At 70.1% G+C, this 23,467-nt stretch carries 22 protein-coding genes; 9 read left to right on the plus strand and 13 right to left on the minus strand.

The window, feature by feature from the left end; translation table 11 throughout:
• Positions 1-31: 31 nt before the first annotated feature.
• Together AB5I40_RS09530 and AB5I40_RS09535 are read left to right on the plus strand one after the other, a co-directional pair.
• Entirely contained in the window at positions 32-832 is an 801-nt protein-coding gene (locus AB5I40_RS09530) for an IclR family transcriptional regulator (RefSeq protein WP_370938080.1), read from the plus strand.
• Positions 833-905: 73 nt separating this feature from the next.
• Complete coding sequence (locus tag AB5I40_RS09535; protein WP_370938081.1) at positions 906-1,343, plus strand: hypothetical protein; 438 nt, start codon at positions 906-908, stop codon at positions 1,341-1,343.
• 100 nt (positions 1,344-1,443) lie between these two features.
• On the opposite strand, the gene AB5I40_RS09540 is transcribed toward AB5I40_RS09535, so the two are convergent.
• From AB5I40_RS09540 to AB5I40_RS09560, 5 genes are read right to left on the minus strand one after another with little or no spacing between them, the layout of a single operon-like run.
• A complete protein-coding gene (locus AB5I40_RS09540; RefSeq protein ID WP_370938082.1) occupies positions 1,444-2,562 on the minus strand; it encodes an acyl-CoA dehydrogenase family protein in 1,119 nt (372 codons plus the stop codon).
• A gap of 1 nt (position 2,563) precedes the next feature.
• The gene (locus AB5I40_RS09545; RefSeq protein ID WP_370938083.1) at positions 2,564-3,361 is read right to left on the minus strand and encodes an enoyl-CoA hydratase/isomerase family protein; all 798 of its coding nucleotides are present in this window, start codon (positions 3,359-3,361) and stop codon (positions 2,564-2,566) included.
• The gene (locus AB5I40_RS09550; protein ID WP_370938084.1) at positions 3,358-4,287 is read right to left on the minus strand and encodes an acyl-CoA dehydrogenase family protein; all 930 of its coding nucleotides are present in this window, start codon (positions 4,285-4,287) and stop codon (positions 3,358-3,360) included. The genes AB5I40_RS09545 and AB5I40_RS09550 overlap by 4 nt, the downstream gene beginning before the upstream one ends.
• The gene (locus tag AB5I40_RS09555) at positions 4,284-5,204 is read right to left on the minus strand and encodes an acyl-CoA dehydrogenase family protein (RefSeq protein ID WP_370938085.1); all 921 of its coding nucleotides are present in this window, start codon (positions 5,202-5,204) and stop codon (positions 4,284-4,286) included. The genes AB5I40_RS09550 and AB5I40_RS09555 overlap by 4 nt, the downstream gene beginning before the upstream one ends.
• A 2-nt stretch (positions 5,205-5,206) precedes the next feature.
• Complete coding sequence (locus AB5I40_RS09560; protein WP_370938086.1) at positions 5,207-6,346, minus strand: acyl-CoA dehydrogenase family protein; 1,140 nt, start codon at positions 6,344-6,346, stop codon at positions 5,207-5,209.
• Between the two features lie 265 nt (positions 6,347-6,611).
• Between AB5I40_RS09560 and AB5I40_RS09565 the strand changes: the two genes are divergently transcribed.
• Genes AB5I40_RS09565 through AB5I40_RS09575 form a run of 3 tightly spaced genes read left to right on the plus strand, consistent with a single transcriptional unit; the run spans position 6,612 to position 11,004 of the window.
• On the plus strand, positions 6,612-7,970 hold the full coding sequence (locus AB5I40_RS09565) for an MFS transporter (RefSeq protein ID WP_370938087.1): 1,359 nt from the start codon (positions 6,612-6,614) through the stop codon (positions 7,968-7,970).
• Positions 7,967-9,496 (plus strand): amidase, encoded by a 1,530-nt coding sequence (locus tag AB5I40_RS09570; RefSeq protein WP_370938088.1) that lies wholly within the window; start codon positions 7,967-7,969, stop codon positions 9,494-9,496. Before AB5I40_RS09565 ends, AB5I40_RS09570 begins: the two co-directional genes overlap by 4 nt.
• Positions 9,481-11,004 carry a class I adenylate-forming enzyme family protein gene (locus AB5I40_RS09575; RefSeq protein WP_370938089.1) on the plus strand — a complete coding sequence of 508 codons (1,524 nt, stop codon included), beginning with the start codon at positions 9,481-9,483 and terminating at the stop codon, positions 11,002-11,004. The genes AB5I40_RS09570 and AB5I40_RS09575 overlap by 16 nt, the downstream gene beginning before the upstream one ends.
• Before the next feature lie 126 nt (positions 11,005-11,130).
• Here AB5I40_RS09575 and AB5I40_RS09580 read toward each other — a convergent pair whose 3' ends face one another.
• The 5 genes from AB5I40_RS09580 to AB5I40_RS09600 form a co-directional block, all read right to left on the minus strand.
• On the minus strand, positions 11,131-12,663 hold the full coding sequence (locus tag AB5I40_RS09580) for an AMP-binding protein (protein WP_370938090.1): 1,533 nt from the start codon (positions 12,661-12,663) through the stop codon (positions 11,131-11,133).
• 11 nt (positions 12,664-12,674) lie between these two features.
• On the minus strand, positions 12,675-13,547 hold the full coding sequence (locus tag AB5I40_RS09585; RefSeq protein ID WP_370938091.1) for a cyclase family protein: 873 nt from the start codon (positions 13,545-13,547) through the stop codon (positions 12,675-12,677).
• 31 nt (positions 13,548-13,578) lie between these two features.
• A complete protein-coding gene (locus AB5I40_RS09590) occupies positions 13,579-14,307 on the minus strand; it encodes an SDR family NAD(P)-dependent oxidoreductase (protein ID WP_370938092.1) in 729 nt (242 codons plus the stop codon).
• A gap of 88 nt (positions 14,308-14,395) precedes the next feature.
• A complete protein-coding gene (locus AB5I40_RS09595) occupies positions 14,396-15,136 on the minus strand; it encodes a FadR/GntR family transcriptional regulator (RefSeq protein ID WP_370938093.1) in 741 nt (246 codons plus the stop codon).
• A 128-nt stretch (positions 15,137-15,264) separates the two neighbouring features.
• Positions 15,265-15,906: a TetR/AcrR family transcriptional regulator gene (locus AB5I40_RS09600; RefSeq protein ID WP_370938095.1), complete on the minus strand. Its 642-nt coding sequence runs from the start codon at positions 15,904-15,906 to the stop codon at positions 15,265-15,267.
• Positions 15,907-15,996: 90 nt separating this feature from the next.
• On the opposite strand from AB5I40_RS09600, the gene AB5I40_RS09605 reads away from it, so the two are divergent.
• Genes AB5I40_RS09605 through AB5I40_RS09620 form a run of 4 tightly spaced genes read left to right on the plus strand, consistent with a single transcriptional unit; the run spans position 15,997 to position 19,671 of the window.
• Positions 15,997-17,370 (plus strand): flavin-containing monooxygenase, encoded by a 1,374-nt coding sequence (locus tag AB5I40_RS09605; RefSeq protein ID WP_370938096.1) that lies wholly within the window; start codon positions 15,997-15,999, stop codon positions 17,368-17,370.
• A complete protein-coding gene (locus AB5I40_RS09610) occupies positions 17,367-18,248 on the plus strand; it encodes an alpha/beta hydrolase (protein WP_370938098.1) in 882 nt (293 codons plus the stop codon). The genes AB5I40_RS09605 and AB5I40_RS09610 overlap by 4 nt, the downstream gene beginning before the upstream one ends.
• Positions 18,245-19,312, plus strand: a complete 1,068-nt coding sequence (locus tag AB5I40_RS09615; protein ID WP_370938100.1) for a trans-acting enoyl reductase family protein — start codon at positions 18,245-18,247, stop codon at positions 19,310-19,312. The genes AB5I40_RS09610 and AB5I40_RS09615 overlap by 4 nt, the downstream gene beginning before the upstream one ends.
• On the plus strand, positions 19,309-19,671 hold the full coding sequence (locus AB5I40_RS09620; protein WP_370938101.1) for a hypothetical protein: 363 nt from the start codon (positions 19,309-19,311) through the stop codon (positions 19,669-19,671). Before AB5I40_RS09615 ends, AB5I40_RS09620 begins: the two co-directional genes overlap by 4 nt.
• 206 nt (positions 19,672-19,877) lie before the next feature.
• Here the strand turns inward: AB5I40_RS09620 and AB5I40_RS09625 are convergent, their stop codons facing one another.
• The 3 genes from AB5I40_RS09625 to AB5I40_RS09635 are packed head-to-tail and all read right to left on the minus strand — an operon-like array spanning position 19,878 to position 23,382.
• Positions 19,878-22,175 (minus strand): FtsX-like permease family protein, encoded by a 2,298-nt coding sequence (locus AB5I40_RS09625; RefSeq protein ID WP_370938102.1) that lies wholly within the window; start codon positions 22,173-22,175, stop codon positions 19,878-19,880.
• Positions 22,172-22,861, minus strand: coding sequence for an ABC transporter ATP-binding protein (locus AB5I40_RS09630; protein WP_370938103.1), 690 nt, complete (start codon positions 22,859-22,861; stop codon positions 22,172-22,174). Before AB5I40_RS09630 ends, AB5I40_RS09625 begins: the two co-directional genes overlap by 4 nt.
• Positions 22,861-23,382 (minus strand): PadR family transcriptional regulator, encoded by a 522-nt coding sequence (locus AB5I40_RS09635; RefSeq protein WP_344264414.1) that lies wholly within the window; start codon positions 23,380-23,382, stop codon positions 22,861-22,863. The genes AB5I40_RS09630 and AB5I40_RS09635 overlap by 1 nt, the downstream gene beginning before the upstream one ends.
• Between the last annotated feature and the right edge of the window lie 85 nt (positions 23,383-23,467).

Here is a 23,467-nt window from a genome sequence, read left to right on the forward strand (position 1 = left end):
CTCGCCCAATCGTTGTTGCACAGTCCTCAACATGGCGAACCAGCGCACCTACGGTTCGGGTCTGGTCCGCGACGTCGACCTGCTCGAAGTCCTCGCACTGCCGGAAGCGCGCGACGGGCTCGGCGTGTCCCGCGTCGCCGAACTGTCCGGCCGGGACAAGGCACAGGTCTCGCGGGCTCTCGCGACGCTCGCCGACGCCGGTCTGGTGTCGCGCGACGAACACACCCGCGCGTACCGGCCGGGCTGGCGGCTGTTCGCGTTGGCCACGCACGCCACCGAAACGCACCTCGCGCACCTGGCCGCGCCCTTTCTGCGCACGATTGTGGCGCGGCTGAACGAAACGACGCATTTGTGCGTCCTGCGCGCCGGGCAGGTGTTCACCCTCCGGAGCGAACTCGCGTCCCACGCATTTCGCGGACTCGGCTGGGAAGGCGTCGGCGTCGACCCGTTCACGACCTCACCCGGACGGGTGTTATTGAGCGAATGGGACGAGGAAACCGTCGGGCAATGGTGGCAGACCTTCGCCTGTGCCGCCGCGCACCCGCTTCCCGACCTCCCCGGCGTCGCCGAGGAACCGCCGCCGCTCACCCTCGATGCGCTGACCGGGAAGCTGGCGGGCATCCGGAAACGCGGCTACGAAACCGTGGACGAGGAGTTCGAGCCGGGATTGGTCGGCGTGTCCGCACCGGTGTACGGCTTCCGCGGCGACATTGTCGCGGCAGTCAACGTGTCCGCCCCGAAATCGCGCCTCGGCGGACGGCTGCCCGCAGCGGGCCGCTTCACCCGCACTGTCGCCGACCGGATCTCGGCCGCACTCGGCGCGCACAGATGAACCGCGGCCTGCAAGGCCCCGCGCCGTTCATTTATGCTTCGCCAAATCGTCGTTTTCCCGGCAGGTGGTCGCCATGTACGAAATCCCGCCCACTGCGGCCATGCAACGCTGGTCGGTCTCGGTCGACGGGACCACCGCGATCTTCGCCTGCGCGCCGTGGCTCGAAGACCACACGGCCGACCGGGTCCTGCCGCGCGTGTGGCCGGGCCGCGGGCTGGGCGTGAGCGACACCGACGCCGCCGGTTTCGCCGCCGCGATCGCCGAGACGATGAAGGCCCCGAATTACTGGATCGCCAGCCACGCCGCGGCGCGCGCCTGGCAGGACCAGCCGTGGTCCCCGGCGCGCCGCGACCAGGACGACGGTTTCGTGTACTTCGCCGGACCGTGCGGGGACGCGGGGGTCGCGGTGGGTTACCGCCCGGCTTACCACCTGCCGCTCGCTTTGCGGGATTTGCGCGGGCTGCGGATTCGGGTGGCGGCTTACCTGCGCGGGGCGCGGGTTCTGAGTTGAGTCGGCGCCACCCGTGCGCTACCGCTGGACGGCATGGCACAGCGGGGCAGGGTCGTGAGTGGCTATGCCTGTTCTAACCGGCATAGCCACTCACGAGCCCTCAAGCTGACAGCCCGAACTCCTGCCGCGCGATCAACCCCCGCATCACCTCCGTCGTCCCGCCGCCGATCGTCTCCAAGATCGACTGCCGCCACAAAAACTCCGTATCCGTCCCCGCCACCGCCGCCTCCGGCCCGCCCAACTCGACTCCCGCGCGGGCGATGTCCTGGGCCAGCACCGTGCCCGCCAGCTTGTGATACGCCGCCGCGACAGCAGCCGGTTCGCCCCGGATCACCTCGCCCAGCAGGGCCAGCGCCAGCGCATCCACCTCGGCGAGCCGCACCGCCAGCTCCCCGACACGCCGCCGCACCACCGGGTCGTCGGCGACCCCGGCCGAGTCCAGCGCGGCCATCAGGTCGTGCAGATCCCGCCGCAACCGCTTGGGCGGGAACTGCACATGCCGCTCCACCGCGAGCGCCGAAGCGACGACCTGCCAGCCCTCGTTCTCCGCGCCGACCCGATCGGCGACCGGGACCCGCACGCGATCGAACCGGACCTCGTTCAGCCGTCCGCCGTCCAGGGTCGGGATCGGCGACACGGTGATTCCGGGGCTGTCCAGCGGGACGATCAGCACGCTCAACCCCCGTGAACGACTGTCCGCAGCCCCGGTCCGGCACAGCAGCCAGATGCAGTCCGACCAGTGCGCATTGGACGTCCAGCACTTCGCCCCGTCGACCACGTAATGGTCACCCTCGCGACGAGCCTTCGTGCGCACGGCGGCGAGGTCCGAGCCTGCATCAGGTTCGGAGTAGCCGAGGCAGAAGTTGAGCCGACCGCGTCGCAGATCGGCGAGGTATCGCTCGCGCTGCGCGTCGGTGCCGTGCGTCATCAGCGCTTTGGCCACCAGGCCCGGGCCCATCGGCGGGCGCGCCACCCGTGCGTAGGCCATCTCGTCCCAGAGAATGAACTCATACGCAGGCGACCGTCCGCCGCCGCCGAACTCGGTCGGCCAGGACAGCGACAGCCAGCCCCGGTCGCCCAGCGCACGGTAGACCCGGCGGACGCCATCGGCGGTGTTCTTGCCGCGGTGGAAGTACCCGTCGGTGTCCCGGTATTCCCAGAGGAACTCGAGGACCTCCGCGCGGAACTCCTCTTCCTCATCGGTGAAGCCGAAATCCATCTCACTGCTCCCCGGTGGTCCAGTTAGGCTCGCGGCCCTCGGCGAACGCGCGCGGCCCTTCCTTCGCGTCCGGATGCGCCCAGTGCATGCGCAGCAGCGACCAGCCGTACTCGCACGCCTGCCCGTAGCCCATCTCCAGCGAGTTCCAGACCGCCTGCTTCGACAGCGACACCGCCTCCGGCGAGTTCCGCGCGATCGCCTGCGCCATCTCCTCGGCGTCGGCCATCAGATCGTCCGAAGTGGACAATTCGTCGACGAGCCCGAGCTGGTACGCGCGCTGGGCGGGCATCCGGTAGCTCTTGCCCATCAGCGTCATCCGCAAGGCCGACCCGAGCGGAAGCCGTTTGGCCAGGCCGATGTTCTCCATCGCGCCGACGAGACCGACGTTGACGTGCGTGTCCATGAAAGCCGCGTGGTCGGCCGCCAGCACGATGTCCGCGTCGACCACGAAGTGCAGCCCGGCCCCGGCGACCAGCCCGTTGACCGCGCTGATCACCGGTTTCCACACCCGGTTCTGCCGCGGCGACCAGAACACCTCGTCGGTCAGCGGCCCGTTCCCGGTGCTCATCCCGCCGCGCCCGGCGACCGCGTGCACGTCGGCACCGGTGCAGAAATGCCGCTCCCCCGCGCCGATCACGATCGCCGCGCGGATCCACGGGTCGTCGCGGACCTCGGCCCACATCTCGCGGATCACCGGCATCATCGACCCGGTCAGCGAGTTGCCGCGGTGCGGGCGGTTGAGCGTGATGCAGGCGACGTGGTCGCGCTTGTCGAACAGCACCTCGGGCGCGTCGCTCATCGTTCCTGGCCTTTCCGGCGGTATTTCGCCGCTACCTTGTCCGCGCACCCCGGCCGCAGTGCCTGGTGCCTGATCCGCTGCGAAAGCGGCCCGATCGGTCCCTCCGCCGAGTACCCGATCGCGCCGAACGTCTGATGCGCGACTTCCGCCGCCTCGACCGCCGCTCGTCCGCCCGAACTCCGCGCCGCGGCCGCCAGCGCGGTCCCGTCGGGATGTTCGCCGTCGAGCGCGAGCGCCGCCATCGTGGTGAGTTTTTCCGCCGAGGTAAGCGAAAGCCCGGCATTCACGAGGGGATGCGCGACCGCTTGGAAGGTCCCGATTGGACGTCCGAATTGGACTCGCGTGCGCGCATGCTCGACAGCAAGGTCGAGCAACCGCCGTCCCGCACCGCTCAGGTAAGCCGCCGCAGCGATGTCCGAGAGCGCTGTCGCCGCCTCGACGCGTTCCAACGGCTGGCCTCGCGTCAGTGCAACCCGACCCCATTGCTCGCCGCCCAGCACCTCGACCGGCTCGACCGAACCAGCCTCAGCAAGCCAAGCATCAACGCCGTCCGTTTCAACGAAAACGCCCGCCGCCGGGGCCCACGGCAACAAAGGCGGCGCACCAACCGAAGCCACGCAACTCCCGTCAGCGACCTGGGCAGCCAGCTCCGACGGCAGCACATGGGTCGCAAACACCGTCTCCGCGACCGGACCAGGCGCAGCAGCCCGGCCCAACTCCGTGCAGGCAGCCGCGATATCACTCGCTCCGCCGCCCTCGCCCGGCACGGCCAGCGAAAGCACCCCGAGCGACGCCAGCCCGCGCCAGAACTCCGCCGGATACGCCCCGGAGCGCCAGACGTCGTCGGTGCAATGCGTCCGGCAGAAACTCCGAACCACCTCGGCGAGCGCCCGCTGCTCCTCGGTGGGCGTCAACGCGACGCTCATGCCGTCGCCCACCGTGCTTCGGCGGCGGCCCGGCTCGGTGTTCGCCAACTGCCCAATTCCGCGCGCAACGCCTGCAACCGCAGCGTCCACAGGTGCAGGTCGTGTTCGGCGGTCAGCCCGATCGCGCCCATGATCTGGTGGGTTTCCCTGGTCACGCGGCCGAGCGCGGACATCGTGTGCGTCGCGGCTACCGCGGCGGCTTCGGCGGGAGCCCCGGCGAACGCGGCTTCGTAAACCAGCCAGCGCGCGCCCTCGACCAGCACGTTCACCTCGGCCAGCCGGTGCTGCAGCGCCTGGAACGAACCAAGCGAGCGGCGGAACACCTTGCGGTCCTTGGCATAGGCGACCGCGATGTCCGCGGCCCGGCGCATCATGCCGACCGCCTCCGCGGAGACGCCCACCCGCCACCAATTCACCATCGCCGCGGCGCTCCCGGGAGCCAGTTCCGCCCGGCCCGCGATGACTACCCGGGCGAACGGATAGCCGTACGCCGACGGAACCCGTTCAGCAGCAACGGAATCGAGGTCAGCGGCGAAACACCGGTCGCCGTCCGCAACGAGCATCCGCGTCGCCTCGCCGCCATAACGCACTGGCCCCGGATCGCCGGCCGCGAGCACCACGGGCCCGGCCGGGCGGTCGAGTCCGAGCGCTGGCAGCACCAGCAGATGCGGCACCGCGCTCACCGCGCCGATTTCCGCGGCGATCGCCTCCACCGCCAAGGTCGCGTCGAGCGGACCGGCGTCCTCCGCGGCGAACAGGTCGAGAAAACCGTCGCGCCGCAACGCTTCTTCGAGGTTCCAGTCGTATTCTCCGCGAGCCGCCAGCGCACGGCTGCGTTCCGGTCCGGCGTAGCGGGCCAGCAGGGCACCCAGTGCGTCGAGCACCGCGCGCTGGGTCTGGGTTGGTTCGAAATCCACGGCTAGTCCTTCGGCAGTTCGAGGATGAGACGGCTGATCAGATTGAGCTGCACCTCGTAGCTGCCCGCGGCGATGCCCGCGCCGAGCGAGTTGCGGAACTGCGCGTCGCCCAGCGCACCTTCGACGAGCGCTTCGCTGCCCAGCACGTCCAGCGCGAGGTCGCCCACCGCGCGTTCGGCCTGCACCATCGCGGCGCGGGCCTGATACGCCATCGGCGACGGCTCCTTCGCCTTCGCCCGCTCGTCGATCACCCGGTACACCAGCACGCGCGCCGCCTCGCACGCTGCCCGCGCGCGGCCGAACTGTTCCTGGATCCCCGGGTCGGCGAGTCGTCCGGACGTGCGGACCTCGGCGGCCAGCCGGTCCAGCACCAGCGCCGCCCGCGCGTACCGGGGCGCGCCGACGCGTTCGTAGGCGAGCGTGCGCCGGACGATCTCCCATCCCTTGTTCTCCTCCCCGAGCAGGCAGTCCGCCGGAATCCGGGCGTCGGTCAGGAAGAGCTCGTTGAAGGAATGATCGCCCACGAACCCCGGGATGCGCCGCACCTGCGCCCCCGGGGTGTTCAGCGGCAGCAGGAAGACCGAGATGCCGTCGCGGCCGTCGGCGGCCGATCCGGTGCGCGCGAGCAGGAAGCAGTAGTCGGCGACGTTGGCGTAGGACGTCCAGATCTTCTGTCCGTTGAGGACGTAGCTGTCGCCGTCGCGGACCGCCTTCGTCCGCAGCGCGGCCAGGTCGGTGCCCGCCTCGGGTTCGGAGAAGCCCTGGCACCAGAAGACCTCGCCGCGCGCGATCGGCGGCAGCAGCTTGCGCCGCTGGTCTTCGGTGCCGTACTTGATGATCGCCGGCCCGACCCAGTTGACGTTCATGTACTGCGGCCCGCGCGGCTCCCCGCGCCGCCACATCTCCTCGCCGAGCACGAAATGCTGCCACGCGCCCTGCCCGCCGCCGCCGTACTCGCGCGGCCAGTGCGGCGTCAGCCACCCCTTTTCGGCCAGCCTGCCGACGAAGCCGCGCGAAAACTCGCTGTAGACGGCGCTGCCGAGGCCGGTCTCGGACCGGTCCCATTCCGCCAGCTCGCGGTCGAGGAAGTCCCCCAGCTCGCGCCGGAACGCGACGTCGGCCTGATCCCACGCGAACTCCATCAGCGTCCCTCCGGCCCGCGGCGGCCGCAGCGCTCGTCCAGTCGGTGCACGTCGCCGACTCCTTCCACCTCGTTCGATGAATAAAGGATACTCAATTAGCCTCGCTACGCAACCATGCCCGGAACCCGAACCCCTCTTGCTGCACCAAAATCGCCGGTCACCGCCGTGGTAACGGATTCGCATCCGGAACGCGCACCTCTTGCACTCCGGCGACCTATCAGTATCCTCAACTCGGTCGCCCACCGCCCCCATCCCGGAGGTCCCGATGGTCTCGCCAGAACCCCAGCCGCCCGCCCCCGGCCGCGGCGCCGCGTCCCCCGAACTGCGCAAGGTGACGATGTCCAGCCTGCTGGGCACCGTGATCGAGTACTACGACTTCCTCATCTACAGCTCGATCGCCGCGCTGGTGTTCGGGCCGCTGTTCTTCCCGTCGCTGAACTCCTCGACGTCCACCATCGCCGCGTTCGGCACGCTCGCCGCCGGGTACGTCGCGCGTCCGCTCGGCGGGCTCGTGTTCGGCCACTTCGGCGACAAGCTCGGCCGCAAGTCGATGCTGATGGTGACCATGACGCTGATGGGCGCGGCCAGCTTCCTCATCGGCGTGCTGCCGACGTACAGCTCGATCGGCATCGCCGCGCCGCTGCTGCTCGTGTTCCTCCGCGTGGTGCAAGGGATCGCGGTCGGCGGCGAATGGGGCGGCGCGGCGCTGATGGTCGTCGAGCACGCGAGCGCGCGCCGGCGCGGCCTGTGGGCGGGCATCATGCAGCTCGGGTCGCCGCTGGGGTCGTTCCTGGCGACGCTCGTGTTCGCGCTGGTGAGCCTGCTGCCGAAACCCGCGCTGTTCTCGTGGGGCTGGCGACTGCCGTTCCTGCTGAGCGCGCTGCTGCTGATGATCGGCCTGTACGTGCGGCTGCGGGTGTCGGAGAGCCCGGTCTTCCGCGAGCAGGCGGCCAAGTCCGGCGACAAAAAGCCCGCCGTCCCGGTGCTGCAGGTGCTGCGCCGCCCGCGCGCGCTCATCCTCGCCTGCGCCGCCGGAATCGGGCCGTTCGCGCTCACCGCGCTGGTCAGCTCGCACAGCATCGCCTACGCCAAGACCCTCGGTTACGACGTGTCCGACGTCGCCCGCGCGCTCCTGTTCGTCGCGGGCGTCGGGATCATCTGCATCCCGACCTTCTCCGCGTGGTCGGACCGCGTCGGGCGGCGGACGGTGAGCCTGATCGGCGCGGTCGGCACGATTCTCTACGCGCTTCCGTTGTACGCCATGGTCACCAGCGGCTCGGTGCTGTGGCTGACGCTCGGTCTCATGGGCGCGCAGGTGCTGCAGAACCTCATGTACGCGCCGCTCGCGCCGATGCTGTCGGAGATGTTCGGCACCGAGGTGCGCTACACCGGGGTCTCGCTGGGATATCAGCTGGCGAGCCTGCTCGGCGCCGGGTTCACGCCGCTGATCGCGAGCAGCCTGGTCGCCGGGTTCGGCGGGTCGAGCCTGCCGCTGAGCGCCATCGCGGGCGTCGGGGCGGTGGTCACCATCGTGGCGATCTGGCGGATCTCGGAGACTCGCGGCAGCGACCTCACCGCAACGTCCGCGGCGGACTCCCCTGCCGCCGAACCGGCCGCTCGATGATCCTGAGCATCGCCGAAGCCGCGGTGGCCCTCCGAACCGGGAGGACCACCGCGGTGGCGTTGGCCGAATCCGCGTTTGCCGCTGCCGACCAGCACGAAGCCGCGTTGGGCATCTACCTCTCGCGGTTCGACGGACCGGCGCGGGCCGCTGCGGAACGAGCCGACGCCGAATTGGCGGCGGGGATCGATCGCGGTCCGTTGCACGGGATTCCGTTGGCAGTCAAGGATCTCCTCGCCACCGACGAGGGCGAGACGACCGCACAGAGCCTGATACTCGACCGCGCGTGGGGCGTGCGCGGCGACGGACCGGCGGTCGCCCGGCTGCGGGCAGCGGGCGCGGTGCTCACCGGGAAGACGACCACGATGGAGTTCGGGATCGGCGCGCCGGACCGGACGAAGCCGTTCCCGCTCCCGCGAAACCCGTGGCGTCCCACGCACTACACCGGCGGCTCCAGTTCCGGCAGCGCGAGCGCGGTCGCGGCGGGCCTGGTGTTCGGCAGTCTCGGCACCGACACCGCGGGCAGCATCCGGTACCCCGCCGCGCTGTGCGGGGTCACCGGGCTCAAGCCGACGTACGGGCGGGTGCCGAAGAACGGCTGCGTCCCGCTCGCGCCCGGCTTCGACCACATCGGCCCGCTCGCCCGCAGCGCCGAGGACTGCGCGATCCTGCTGACCGCGCTCGCCGGGGCCGATCCCGGTGATCCGTCTTCCGTCGACCGGCCTTTCGAGGACTTCCGCAGCGGGTTGACCGAGTCGCTGGCCGGGTTGCGAATCGGGGTGGTGCCGCACGAGGACCGGGTTTTCGAGCAGGCAGTGGCTGTTCTGCGCGACGCGGGCGCGCGCACGATGCCGGTCGAACTGCCGTACTACGCGGAGCTGAAGACGGTGACCAAATTCGGTCTCGCGGCGGAGGCTTTCGCTTGGCACCGAACGAATCTCCAGCGCCGGTGGTCCGAGTACGGTGCTTCCACGCGGATGGCGATCGCGAAGGGCGCGCTGGTCTCCGCCGCTGATTATGTGCAGCTGCAGCGGGTTCGACGGGCGGGGCAGCGGAAGCTCGCGCAGCTCTTCACCGAAGTCGACTTGGTGGTGACGCCGACCGCCACCAGCGGCGCGCCCGAGATCGCCGCGCTAAGCACGTCCGGGATGGCCGAAACCGCGCTCACTTCCTATTGGAACGCCGTCGGCAACCCGGCGCTGTCCGTCCCGATGGGTTTCACCGACGACGGCCTGCCGCTCGGCCTGCAGATCGCCGGACGGCCGTTCGACGAGGCCACCGTGCTCGCCGCCGGACATGCCTACCAGCAACGGAGCAGCTGGCACCGCCAGACGCCAGCGATGACCGTCACGGCCCTGCTCGCCGCGGCCGGACTGTCCCCCAGCCCCGCCGAGATCGCCCAGCTCGAGGCCTCCTATCCCGGCTGGGCGGCCGAGCTGTCCGCGTTGAACGAGGCACTATACGAGGAGCCCGCCCCGATCTTCCGGGCGGAGCCCGAGAAGGAGGAACGACCGTGGGCAACGACCTGACGCTGCCAAGCTGGCTGCGGACGATCGGCGACCAACCGCACGGCGCGCACCGCCGCGCCCTGGCCGACGAGCACGGCGAACTCACCTTCGCCGAACTGGTCGCCGCCATGGACGCGACCGCCGCCGGGCTGCGCGAGTCCGGGGCCAAGCCAGGCGACCGGGTCGTCACCGCGATGGAACCGTCGGTCCCGCACACCGTCGCGATCCTCGGCGCGCTCGCCGCCGGGATGGTGGCCGCGCCGTTGAACATCCGGCTGACCGCGCCGGAAGCCCGCGCGTACCTCAGCGCGCTGGAACCTGCCGTGCTGCTCGCCGACCCGACCTACGCTTCACTTGCCCGGGAAACCGGGTACCACGTCATTGAACTTCCCTCAGCGAACCAATCCGCGCCGATCGCTCAGCGGCTAGCTCCGTTGCATAATCCCGGCGGCGACCTGGCAGCCCCGGACGAGGACGATTTCGCGATCATCTTCGGCACCGGCGGCACCACCGGCAGCCCGAAAGGCGCGGTGCATACCCACCGCAGCCTGTGGTTGTGGCTGAACACCTGCGCGCACGGCAATCCGCGCGTCCCGTCGGACGTCGAACTGTTCTTCTCGCCGTTCTTCCACATCACGCTCGGCACGAACCTCCTGACACCACTGTTCGCGGGCGGCGAGGTCTGGATCCACCGGCGCTTCGATCCCGCCACCGCACTCGCCGCGATCGACCAGGGCGCCAGCAGGCTCATGGGCGCGCCGACGATGTTCGCCGCCCTGCGCGCCCGGCCCGAGTACGCGTCAACGCGGCGGGAGAACGTCACCGCGATCCGCTTCGGCTCCGCCCCTTCTACCGGAGATTTCGTGCAGGACCTGTTGCGCGACTTCCCGAACGCCCGCATCCGGGCCGGTTTCGGCGCGACCGAATTCGGCTCGGTGATGGGATTCGACCACGACGACCTGCTGGCCGGACGATTCGCCGGAGTCGGAAGGCCGCTGCCGGGCGCGACCGTGCGCATCCTCGACGCCAACGGCCGCGAAGCCGCACCGGGCGTCGTGGGCGATCTGGTGGTTTCGTGTCCGTGGCAGACCCATGGCTACTACGGCCTCGCCGCCGAAACGGCCGCGACTTTCCAGGCGGACGGTGTCCACATTGGAGACCTCGCGTCGCGCAGCGAGGACGGCTGGGTGACGATCGCGGGCCGCCGCAAGGAAATGATCATCAGCGGCGGGGAGAACGTCTACCCGCGCGAGGTGGAGGAGGTCGTGCTTCGGCATCCGGATGTCGCCGACGCGATCGTGTATGGAGTGCCGGACGAGCACTGGGGAGAACGGGTGGAGGCGAGCATCGTCGCGGTGGCGGGCCGGACGGTGGACCCTGCCGCGCTTCGCGAGTACTGCCGTGCGGAACTGGCGGGCTACAAGATCCCGAAGACGGCCCGCCTGATCGCCGCGGTGCCGCTCACCGCGAACAACAAACCGGACCGCCGCCAAGCCCGCGCCGACGCTCTCGCCGCTCGGAGGGGTTGAGGCCAGCCATTCCGCCAGCAGTCCGGCCGCAGCGCAGCGTACGTGAGGGGAACCCTCACGTACGCTGATTCCCTCAGGGTTCCCCTCACGTACCGGCCCGCGGAGTCCGAGCCGAACAGCGCTGAGTCATTCCGCCAGCCTGCGCAGCTCCGCCTTGCGAATCTTCCCGGTCGACGTCTTCGGCAACTCCGCGAACCGGATGTCCCTGGGCACCTTGAAACGCGCCAACCGCCCCCGCAACCACCCGACCAAGTCCACATCGGACACTTCCGCCCCCTCGCGGAGGCGGACGAACGCGACCGGCACCTCGCCCCACTTCGGATCGGCCTTCGCGACCACCGCCGCCTCCGCGACCGCCTCGTGGTCCAGCAGCGCGTTCTCGACCTCGATCGACGCGATGTTCTCCCCGCCGCTGATGATCACGTCCTTGAGCCGGTCGCGCACCTCCACATACCCGTCCGGATGCCGCACCGCCACATCCCCGGTGTGCAGCCAACCTCCGGCGAACGCCGCCTCGGTCGCCGCCGGATTGTCGAGGTATCCCGCCATGACCGTGTTCGAGCGGATCACCAGCTCGCCCAGGGTCTCCCCGTCCGCGGGAACGTCCTCGAACTCCGGAGTCACCACCCGCGCCGACTCGACGTTCACCGTCCGGGCCCCTTGCCGGGCCATCATTTTCGCCCGCTCCCCTGGGGCAAGCTCCTGCCACTCCGGCCGCGGAACGCACATCAGCGAAGGCCCGTACGTCTCCGTCATCCCGTACAGGTGCGTCACCTCGATCCCGATCCCGGCCAGCGCCGCGATCGCAGCCGGCGACGGCGGCGCTCCCCCGACCGCGAACTGCACCCGCTGCGCGAACCGCGCACCACTGCTCGCCTGCACCAGCATGTCGAGCACGACCGGCGCACCGCTGAGATGCGTCACCGCTTCCTGCTCGATGAGTTCGAACGCCCGCGCCGCGTCCACCTTCCGGAGCGTGACGTGCCGCGCGCCCGCCGCGGTGACCGCCCAGGTGTAGCACCAGCCGTTGCAGTGGAACATCGGCAGCGTCCACAGATAGCGAGAACTTGGCTGCAGGCCAGTGGAAACGACCTGGCCGAGCGCGTTCAAATAGGCACCGCGATGCGTGTAGACCACGCCTTTCGGACCGGCTGTGGTGCCTGAGGTGAAGTTGACCGCCAGCGGCTGACGTTCATCGCTGGGCAGCCGCAGCGGCACTGGAACCGCCGTGCGCAACCAATCCTCATAATCCTCGCCGATCACCACGACCGCCCGCAGCTCAGGCGTTCCCTCGGGAACCTGCGCAGCCAGCGACTGGTCGACGATGAGCACCTTCGCGCCGGAAAGCCGCAACAGCTGCGCGTATTCGTCCGGCGCGAGACGCGTATTCAGCGCCACCAAAGCACATCCGGCCCCAGGCACGCCGTAATGCGCTTCCAGCAACGGCACGCCATTCGGCGCCAGCACCGCAACCCGGTCGCCCTCGCCGAGTCCCAGTTCGCGCAGGCGCCCGGCCAACCGCTCCGCCCGGTCCGCGAGCCGTGCCCACGACACCCGCTCCCCGGCGTCGGTGACCACGCCGATCCCGTCGCCGTCGAGATCGGCGGTGCGCCGCAGGAAACTCAGCGGGCTGAGCGGCACGTCGTTGGCGAATTCCATCCCGGCTCCCTTCACACGACAGCGATCGGGCGCAGCGGCGAACCGGTCCCGCCCCGCAGCGTCAGCGGCAACGCGACAAAGAGGAAAGCGACGACGCCGTCCGCCGCCAGGTCCTCGCAGTTCACCCATTCCATGATGTGGATCCCGTGCTGTTGCAGCAAAAGCACGTGCACGGGCAGCGGATTGCCCGGCACCGGCGACGGCCGGACCTCGAACGACATCGTGTCCGCGCCGACGTACCGCACCCCCTTCGACACCAGCCACTGCGCCCCGTCCACGCCGACGCCGCTGCCGCCGCTCTCCTCGGCGATCCGCGCGGTGTCCGGCCAGAACTTCATCTGCCCGGTCCGCACGAGCACGATGTCCGACCCGGTGATCTCGGCCCCGCCCGCCTCGGCCGCCTGCCGCAGATGGTCTTCCCCGACCGCGAAATGCGGCGGCAGGACGTCGAGGCCGAGCAGCTTCGGGATGTCGAGCAGCACGCCGCGGCCGATGATCGGAGCCAGCTCGGACGCGTCGCCGCGCAGCGCACCGTAGTCGCCGAGTCCGTTGTTCGCCGAGGTTCCGCCGTGCCATTCGTCCTCGCTGCCGCACGTGACGTGGCACAGCGCGTCGATGTGCGTTCCGGTGTGCAGGCTGCCGGAGACCAGTTCGGACACATAGCCGAACTCGACGTCGTTCGTGCCGGGCGAGTCGAACGGGAAGCGGCCTTCGGCGCGCTGGCCCTGCGGGGAGTTGTACGTGACGACTTCCAGCTGCGGGTTGCCCGCGAACGTCGGCATGTGCCGCCACCAGCCGGTCGACAGGTCGTACACGGAGCCGGACGCGGGCAGGCCGAGGCTGCGCACGAGGTCGGCGTCGGCCGGGGTGCTTCGGGAACTCATGAACACTTCCTTGTGGTCAGAGGGGTTTCGGTCAGACCGTGACGGACAGCCCGGCGTCCACCGGGACGACCGCGCCGGTGATCCCCGCCGCCGACGGGGAAGCCAGGAACAACACCGCCGCGGCGACCTCGCCGGGCTGCACGGCTCGCCCGCGCGGCGTCCGGCCCACCATGCGCTTGCCGGTCTCCGAGGGCAAGAACTCCTTCATCCGCGGCGTTTCCACCAGGCCGGGCGCGATCGCGTTCACCCGCACGCCGAACGGCGCTTCCGCGGCGAGGTACCTGGTGTAGCCGAGCACACCCGCCTTCGCCGCGGAGTACCAGCTCACGCCGCCGCCGATCACCGTGCCCGCGATCGACGCGACGTTCACGATCGCTTCCGCCCGCTCCCGCACCCGGTCGAGCCAGGACGTCGTGACCAGCTCGACGAGCCCGAGCACGCCGACCACTCCGTCCGCGAACGGCCGCGGCCGCTGGCTCGACGGTCCGGCGTTGTTGACCAGCATTCCCGGCGTGCGCCAGGCCAGCGTGCGATCGAGCGCGGCGGCGACCGACGCTGGGTCCCCGGCGTCCGCCTCGACTGGGAGTATGTCGCCGCCCGACTCCTCGGCGAGGCTGGTCACTGCCGCGAGGTCGAGATCCCACGCGGCCACCGCGGCCCCCAGTTCGACCGCGCCGAGCGCGATCGCGCGGCCGATCCCGCTGCCCGCGCCGGTGACCAGGACACAGCTTCCGGCTTCAAAGCCTATAGTGGTCAGCATCAATACAGTGTACTCTTTTACGGAACCTGAAGCCAGACTCCTACAGCACCACCGAAGGGAAGCGAAAGAGTGTACTCTGCGGTCAGGGTCAGGCTTCCGGCCGCAGCAACGCGGCGATGGCCTGCAGGTGCCGGCGCATCCGGTGCTGGCCCAGCGGCGCGTCCCCGGCGACGAGGGCCGCCACGATCGCTTCGTGCGCCTCGTGCGATTCGCGAGCCGCGTCGCGATGTTCGCCGCCGGAGGATTCGGCGTCCCATTCCCGCTGCACGATGTCCTGGTCGAGTTGCGCGAGCACTTCCACGAACAATGTGATCGCCGGGTTTCCGGCGAGTTCGGCGATAACGCGGTGCAGATTGCGCGCGTGCCCCCGGGTGAATCCCTGTTCGATGAGTTCGCGTTCGGATTCGAGCGCTTCTTTCAGCCGGACGATTCCCGATTCCGTGAGATTCTCCGCGGCCAGCGCGATGCCCGCGACCTCGAGCGCGGTCCGCGCCTCCATCAACTGCCGGCGGCTCACCTCGGCGTGGCGCAGATACACCCGCGCCGCGTTGCGCACGACGCCCGGATCCGGTTCTGTCACCACGAGTCCGCCGCCGGGGCCGCGGCGCATCGCCGCCATCTGCTGGTGCTCGACCAGCCGCACCGCCTCGCGGAACACCGCCCGGCTGACCCCGTACCGCTCGATCAGCTCCGTTTCCGAGCCGAGCACCGATCCGACCCGCCAGCCGTCGTCGATGATGTCTTTTTCGATCCGCTCCGACACCTTTTCCGCCAGCCGCCGATTGCCGCCCTTTTCCCCGGCCGGCGAGGCGTTCTTCTTGCTGGTCATCGGTCGACCCCTGTCGGTGCGCGTGCGGCGAATCGGTAATCACGTGGGCCGCGCCAGTCTATACCACGGCGGATTTCCGGCGGGGACGCGGCGAACCGCATTTCCCGTATCCCTCCGCCCGGTATCGCTCAGCGGAGATACGGCGCCAGCAGCGCCCCGGTCATCCGGCGCGCGGTCGCCGCCGCGTGCGCGGAATCGCCTTCCACCAGGCCGAGCAGCGGGTCGAGCCCCTCGACGTGCGGGGCCAGCGCCAAATGCGGCAAGACCAGCAGCAACAACGACAACACGATCTCGACATCGGCGTCCGCGCGCAGCTGCCCCGCCGCCACCGCGCGCTCGACCAGCGGCCGCAGCACCGCCAGATAGTGGCTGTTGACCGCCTCGCGCACCGGCGTGCGGGCGACCGGATCGGGTTCGAGGTTGGCCGCCGCGGTCATCGCGCGCTCGAGCGGATGGTCGTAGAAATACCGCACCCACGCGTCGAGCAGCTGGTCGAGCGAGCCGGCGAAGTCCTTGTCCCACGGGAGCTTCTCGATCTCGGCTTCCATGGCCGCGCGGATCCGCACGCTCGCCAGCTCGGCGAGGTGGACGTACATGTCGGCCTTGTCGGTGAAGTACTGGAAAAGGCTGCCCTTCGACACGCCGGCCTCGCGGCAGATCGTGTTGAGGCTGCCGCCGCTGAAGCCGCGCGCCGCGAACTCCGCCTCCGCCGCCGCCAGCACGGCCGCCCGCCGTTGCTCCGGCAGCCGCTCCCACGTTCCCGTCGGCACCGCCGACCTCCTCTTCTTGACTCTCCCCGCCCTCCGATCGTACTCTATGACCACTGGTCATATGACCACCGGTCACAAAGAGGAGAGCGCATGTCCGCGAACAGCTTCCGGGTCTGCGTCGTCGGCGCGGGCTCGTCCGGGATCGCCGCCGTCAAGGTGCTCGCCGAGCGCGGCATCGAGGTGGACTGCTACGAACTGTCCGACCGGGTCGGCGGGAACTGGGTGTGGGGCAACCGCAACGGAGTCTCTGCCGCCTACCGGTCCCTGCACATCAACACTTCGCGGCAGCGGATGGAGTTCAGCGACTTCCCGATGCCCGCGCACTTGCCGGATTTCGCCCGGCACGACCAGATCGCCGACTATTTTGCGACGTACACGGAGCATTTCGGCTTCGGCGACCGCATCCGGTTCGGCACCGGCGTCACGCACGTCGAGCCGAAGCCGGACGGCAGCTTCGCGGTGACACTGTCCACAGGGGACACCGAACGGTATGACGCGGTGCTTGTCGCGAACGGTCACCATTGGGATCCGCGGCTGCCTGAGCCGATGTTCCCCGGCGCTGAAGGATTCCGCGGCGAGATCATGCATTCGCACTCCTACGCCGAGGAAGCGCAGCTGGCCGGACGGCGCGTCGTCGTGGTCGGCATGGGCAACTCCGCGATGGACATCGCCGTGGACGCCTCGTATCACGCCGCGGAAACGCATCTGTCCGCAAGGCGCGGGGTGCACGTGATCCCGAAATACGTGTGGGGCAAGCCGTATGACCAGATCGGCGGGAAAGAATGGCTCCCCTCGGCGCTGCGCTGGCCGGTCGCGCGCCGGTTGATGGCCGCCGCGACCGGGCCGATGACGCGGTACGGGCTGCCCGCGCCGGACCACAAGTTCGCCCAGGCGCATCCGACGATGTCCAGCCGCATCCTCGACCGGCTCGCGCACGGGGCGATCACCCCGGCGCCGAACATCGAGCGGTTCGACGGGGACGACGTCGTGTTCACCGATGGCCGCCGGATCGCCGCCGACCTCGTGGTGTTCTGCACCGGGTACAAGATCAGTTTCCCGTTCTTCGACCGGGATTTCCTCGACCCCTCCGGAGACAACGAGATCCGGCTGTACCGGCGGGTTTTCCATCCGACCGTACCCGGGTTGTATTTCGTCGGATTGGTGCAGCCGCTCGGCGCGATCATGCCGATCGCGGAACGGCAGGCGTTGTTGATCGCCGACCATCTGCAAGGCCGCTACCACCTGCCCGGCGCGGCCGAAATGGAGCGCGAAATCGACACGCACCGGCGGCGGATCTCGCGGCGTTACGTCGCGTCCAAACGGCACACCATCCAGGTTGACTACGACGACTACATGCGCGACCTTCGGCTCGAACGCCGTCGCGGGGCGCGTCGTCCGGCGGGTCGCACTCCCGCCGACCGTCCGGTGGCCAGCGCCGCCGCCCGAGAGGAGATCCCGGCATGAACGTTTCGTTCCCAGTCGAAGGCGACCAATGCGCGGCGACGCTTTACCTGCCAGCGAACGAAAAGCCGCCGGTGATCGTCATGGCGCACGGTCTCGGCGCGGTCCGCGAAATGGGGCTCGCCGCATATGCCGAACGCTTCACCGCCGCCGGATATGCGTGTCTTGTGTTCGACTACCGGCATTTCGGCGACAGCGAAGGCACTCCGCGCCACCTGCTGTCCCCGCGAAAGCAACTCGCCGACTGGACCGCCGCGATCGCCTACGCTCGCACGCTTCCCCAGGTCGATGGCGACCGCGTCGTCGCATGGGGCACGTCGTTCGGCGGCGGGCACGTGCTCGCCACGGCCGCAAGCCGCCCGGCCGGGCTCGTCGCCGCGATCGCGCAATGCCCGTTCACCGACGGCATCTCTTCCGCGCTGGCCATGCACCCGGCCAGTTCGGCGAAGGCCACGGCCGCCGCCGTCCGCGATGTCGTCGGGCATTGGCTCGGACGGCCGCCGCACCTGATCGCCACCGCCGGTCCGCGGCGAGGCACCGCGCTGATGACTGCGCCGGACGCCGAGCCGGGGTATCTTGCGCTCGTGCCGCCGGGAAGCGATTTCCGCAACGAGGTCGCGGCCCGGGCGGTGTTCGACATTCTGCGGTATCGGCCGGGTCGAGGTGTCGGGAGGATCGAGGTGCCGACGTTGTTCGCGGTGTGCGAGAAGGATTCCGTCGCGCCAGCCGGGCCCACGCTGCGGTACGCCGCCCGTGCGCCGCGCGGCGAGGTCCGGACTTATCCGGACGGGCATTTCGCGATCTACCAAGGAGATCCGTTCGAACGAGTGGTCGCGGATCAGGTCGGCTTCCTCCGTCGGCACGTCCCGGTGACGCCGTGACCGGGCGGATCGTGGTGTTCGGCGCGACCGGCTACACCGGCGGCCTGGTCCTGGAGTCCCTGCTGCGGCGCGGCGTGCGGCCGGTTCTCGCCGGACGCAACCGGACCGCGTTGGAGGCTCTTTCCGGGGACCACGACTTTGAGATCGCGGTCGCGGACGTCAACGACCCCGCCAGCCTTCGCTCTTTGGCCGGACCAGGCGACGTCCTGATCGCCACCGTCGGCCCGTTCGACCGAATCGGCCACGCGGCCGCGCAAGCCGCCGCCGATGCCGGGGCGCACTATCTGGACTCGACTGGCGAGGTCGGTTTCGTCCGCGGTGTCCGGGAGCGACACCATGAGCGGGCGGTCGAGACTGGTGCAGCGATGGTCCCGGCCTTCGGCTACGACTACGTTCCCGGAATCCTGGCCGGTGCACTAGCGGCGCAGGACGCTGGCGAGGCCGTGCGCACGCTGGAGATCGGGTATTTCGCGACCGGGCCGCTCTATCGCGGCCTGAGCCAAGGCACTCGCGAGACCATGCGGGACGGGCTGACCCTGCCGTCGCTGCGGTGGCGGGGCCGACGACTGGTCGAGGAACGGACCGGCAGCCGGGTGCGCGCGTTTCCCGTTCGAGGACGGTCCAAGGCGGCGTTTCTCGTTTCCGGCACCGAAGTGCTCTTCCTGCCGGGGAACTTCCCGTCGCTCGACGAGGTGACTGTCTACAATGGATGGTTCCCCGCACTGAGCCGGATGATGCCCGCTGTTTCCGCGCTGACCGCAGTCGCCGGGCCAGTAGTGCGGGCGGCGAGCGGGCTGATGAAGGGACCGTCCGGCGGACCGGACGCGGCCGCGCGAGCGAAAACCGGCGCGCAGGTCGTCGCAGTCGCCGATTCGCGCGTCGAGGTACGGCTTGAGGGACCGAACGCGTACACGCTCACCGGGGATTTGCTGGCGTGGGCTGCGATCCGGCTGAGCGTCGAGGGCCCGGCGAAGCCCGGCGTGGTGGGGCCGGTGGACGCCTTCGGGCTGGAGCCGCTTCGGGACGGGTGCGCGGAGCTTGGGTTGGTGCGGCAGGAGCCATGAGCGACAACGCCACGCCGCCCGCTCCCGCCGATCTGCTGGCCGCGGCGACGAGGGCGGCCGCCGCGAACGGCGTGGACCACCCGGTCGATATTCGCTGGGTGAAAACCGACCGGTATTCGCTCAGGCGCACCGACGGGACGCGACCCCAGTCCAACGACCCGGTTTATCTGATCCAGATGACCGGGAACTTCGTCGCGTATGCCGCCAAGATCCCGCCGGGAAGCAAGGCTCCCCGGGGAAACGCGCTGACCGTCACGGTGGACGCGAACTCCGGGCAACTGCTGGGCTGGTCGGTTCTGCTGGAACCGCACGACCTCGCCCGGTTTGGTGAGGTGTCCTCGCTGCGGCGGGAGTCGTGAGGGGTCCGCTTCCGAAACCGTGGTTGCGTGGGGGCAGCGGTGCGGTTTAGGGACGTGAGGGGAACCCTGAGGGAATCAGAGTTCCTCAGGGTTCCCCTCACGTCCCTGCACCGGCCGCCGGACCCCGAAAAGCCGTGAAGGGCTTCTCGAAGGAATCCCATTCCCCTCAAGAAGCCCTTCACGCAACCACCCCACACCCCCGGGGTCTACTCCGACCGCAGCGTGTCCAACCGTGTCACCTGCCGCAGCAGCGGCAGGGTCAACGCCGTCACCAGCAGCACCGCGGCCACCGCGGCGCCTGCCAATCCGGCCAGGACTCCGCCGTCCACCAGCATCGGCAATTTCGCCAGCCGCAGGATCGGCGCGGTCAAGCCCAGCCCCGCTCCGACGGCCAGCACTACCCCGACCACCACCGGAACCGCCGTCTGCCACAGCGATCCGCGGGCCAGCACGCCGATCGGCACGCCGGACGCGGACAGCGCCGCCAGCGGACGACGCCGCTCGCTGATCTGCTCGATCGACAGCATCAGCAGGCTCATCGCGGCCACCGCCAGCACGAAGAGCGACGCGGTCAGCAGCACCGCACGGAAGCTCGCCAGCATCCGGTCGTCGCGGCCGGAGAAGTCGGCCAGGTAGTCCGTCTTGCCGACTTCCGCCTTCCACGCCAGCGGGCGCAATTCCGTCGCGACCCGGTCGATCAGCGCGTCCACGCCGCCGGGGCCCGCGACCAGCAATTGCACGCGTTCCCCCGGCGCCTGGATGCCGCCGAGCGCGCCGGGCGTGATCATCAGGTCGCCGGACACCCCCTTCGCCTCGTTGGCCGAGGACACCACCCGGAGGTTGTCCGGGACCGTCCACTTCGGACCGTCGACCTCGGCGTCCTTGCGGTAGTCGGTCATCCGCAACTCGCCCTTCGGGGCGGGCTGGGCCGACGAGCCCGCGACATAGAAGACGTCGCCGTCCGCGCAGTTCCCGATGTTCGCCTGCGTCTTCAGCGCCACGCAGTCCCCGAGAGTGCCGAAGACGTGCTGTTCACCGGACTTGAACTGCACGGATTTGGCGCTGTGCACGCCCGTCACCCCGGCGACCCCGGACAGCCGCTGCCGGACCTCGGCCTCGTGCGCGGTCGTCGTGTCCACCCGCACCGGCGCGGCCGCGACGCCGTCCGGCGTGTGGTACGACCTCGACGTGCGGTTGGTCATCGACGTGAGCACGCCCTGGATCAGGATCGTCCCGGCCAGCACCACGACCAGCCCGGACACCACCCGGCTGGCGGTGCCGCTGTCGAGCTGCAGCCGCCGGACCGCGAGCTGCCACGACGGCGGGCCGCCCTGCAGCCGTTCCACGATCCGTTCGACCAGCCACGGCAGCAGCGCCGCGACGCCGACGAGCAGGAACACGCTGCCCACCGCGAGCGCCATCGCCGCGCCCTGGTCACCCGACCCCGGCGATACGACGAGCGTCCCGAGCAGGAACACCACGCCGATCCCGGTGATCGTCCAGCGCCACCACATCCGCCGCCGCACCGGTTTGCCCTGGCGGACCACGCCGAGCGGTTCGACGATCGTCCGGCGCAGCCCGAACAGCGCCGAGCCGACCGCGAGCCCGGGCACGAGCAGCGCGATCACCAGCAACGAAATCCACGACGGCGTGAAATCGTCCGCGAACACGCGGATGCCGAAGGGCAGCCAGTCCCCGATGAACGGCCGCAGCGCGTAGAACAGCGCACCGCCCGCCACGAGCCCGATGACCGCGCCGACCAGAGATTCCGCCGCCGCGACCCGTTTGATCTGCCGGGCGTCCACGCCGATCAGCCGCAAGGCGGCGAGCCGTCGTTCGCGTTGCGCCGCACCCATTCGCGACGCGGTGGTCACGAAGATCAGCAACGGCAGCAGCAGCACCGCGGCGATCGGCGCGATGACCATCCACATCACCAAAGGCAGGGTGAACCCTTCGGCGGGCTTGCCGTAGGCGTAAACGCTGCTGGCGTTTTCGCCCTCGGCCTTGATCTCCGCGGCGGTCGACCCGTAGTACGCCGTCAGGTCGGCGGCGTCGCTGACCCCCGGCTCGGCGATCTGGCCGACCACGTTCCCCGGCAGCCGCGCCTTGAGCGACGCGCCGTCGGCCGAGTTCAGCTTCTCCGCCAGCGCCGGCGACACGATCACCTCGCCCGGCGCGGGCAGCCGGTCGAGCCCCGGCGGCACCGGCGAGTTCGGCCCGGTCGGTGCCACCGCAGTCAGCTGAAGAAAGTCCGCGCCGACCGACGGATACCAGCGGTAGGTCGCCAGCGGCGCGATCCCCTCGCGCGGCGCGGTGTCCTGCTTGATCGCCGCCGCCCGGTCGGCCCGCGCGTTCACCAGGTGGCTCACCGAAGCGGCGGGCAGGAGCACGGCGACCGCGAGCGCGATCCCGAACGCGGTCATCGCGAGCCGCAGGAGCGCCGATCCGGACATCCGGCCGCCCCCGACGGCCAGCCGGAGTCCCAGCAGCAGATCCCGCGTCATGCGACCAGCTCCCGGTCGACCGTGCGCCCGTCCCGCACCACGATCTCGCGGTCGGAGTACGCCGCGACCCGCGGTTCGTGGGTCACCAGCACCACCGCGGCGTGCGTTTCCCGCGCCGCCTGGGTGAGCATCTGCATGACCTTCTCGCCGTTGAGCGAGTCGAGCGCGCCGGTCGGCTCGTCGGCGAAGACCACCTTCGGCCCGGTCACCAGCGCCCGCGCCACCGCGACCCGCTGCGCCTGCCCGCCGGACACGTCGCCAGGTCGGCGCTTCGCCAGGTTGTCGACCTCGAGCCGGGCGAGCCATTCCTTCGCCTTGGCCTCGGCGGGCCCGCGCTTCGCCCCGGTCAGCCGCAGTGGCAGCGCGACGTTCTCCAGGCAGGTCAGCTCGGGAACGAGCTGGCCGAACTGGAACACGAAGCCGAATTCGGTGCGCCGCAACGCACTCCGGCCCTTGTCGTCCATCGCGACGAGGTCCTGGCCGCCGTAGGTGATGACGCCCGAGTCCGGCCGGACGATCCCGGCGAGACAGTGCAGCAGCGTCGATTTCCCCGAACCGGACGAGCCCATGATCGCGAGCACTTCCCCCGCCGAGACGGCCAGCGCCGCCCCGTCGAGCGCCCGCGTCTGGCCGAACGATTTGTGCAGCCCGTTGCCCACGAGCAACGGAGTTCCCGGCCTGGTCATCAGCGCACCGCCTTCTCGAGTTCGCCGAGCCGGGCCGCGGTGAGCTCGAGCCACCGCAGGTCCGCCTCGAGATGGAAGAGCGCGTGGTCGCAGATCAGCTGATCGGCGAGGTCGCCCTCGTACTTCCGCTTCGTGAGCGAGCGCATCACCTTCAGGTGCTCGCTTCGCTGGACGTCGAGCACGTCGGTGGCGTCGCGGCCGGACAGCAGCGCGAGGACCACCTTCGTGTACAGCGTGTTCTGCAGGTACGGCTCCGGGTTTTCCGGAGTGCCCAGCCAGGTCTCGACGTCGGTGACCCCGGCGTCGGTGATCGTGTAGCGCTTGCGCTCCGGTCCTTCTCCGCTCTCGACCCCCGCGACCTCGACCATGCCGTTGCGCAGCAGGCGCGACAGCGTCGAGTAGACCTGGCCGTACGCGAGCGGGCGGTCGTGCCCGAACTGCTCGTCGTACGCCCGTTTCAGGTCGTACCCGTGTCTCGGCCCCGACTCGAGCAACCCGAGCAAGGTATGTGAAACCGACATTCCCCTGTTCCTCCCTTGACCCCGGAATCCCGGGGGTGAAGATCACTATACAACACAGGTATACGCGCCGTGTATACCACCGCAG

The sequence above is a fragment of the Amycolatopsis sp. cg13 genome, from assembly GCF_041346965.1.
Taxonomy (GTDB): Bacteria; Actinomycetota; Actinomycetes; order Mycobacteriales; family Pseudonocardiaceae; genus Amycolatopsis.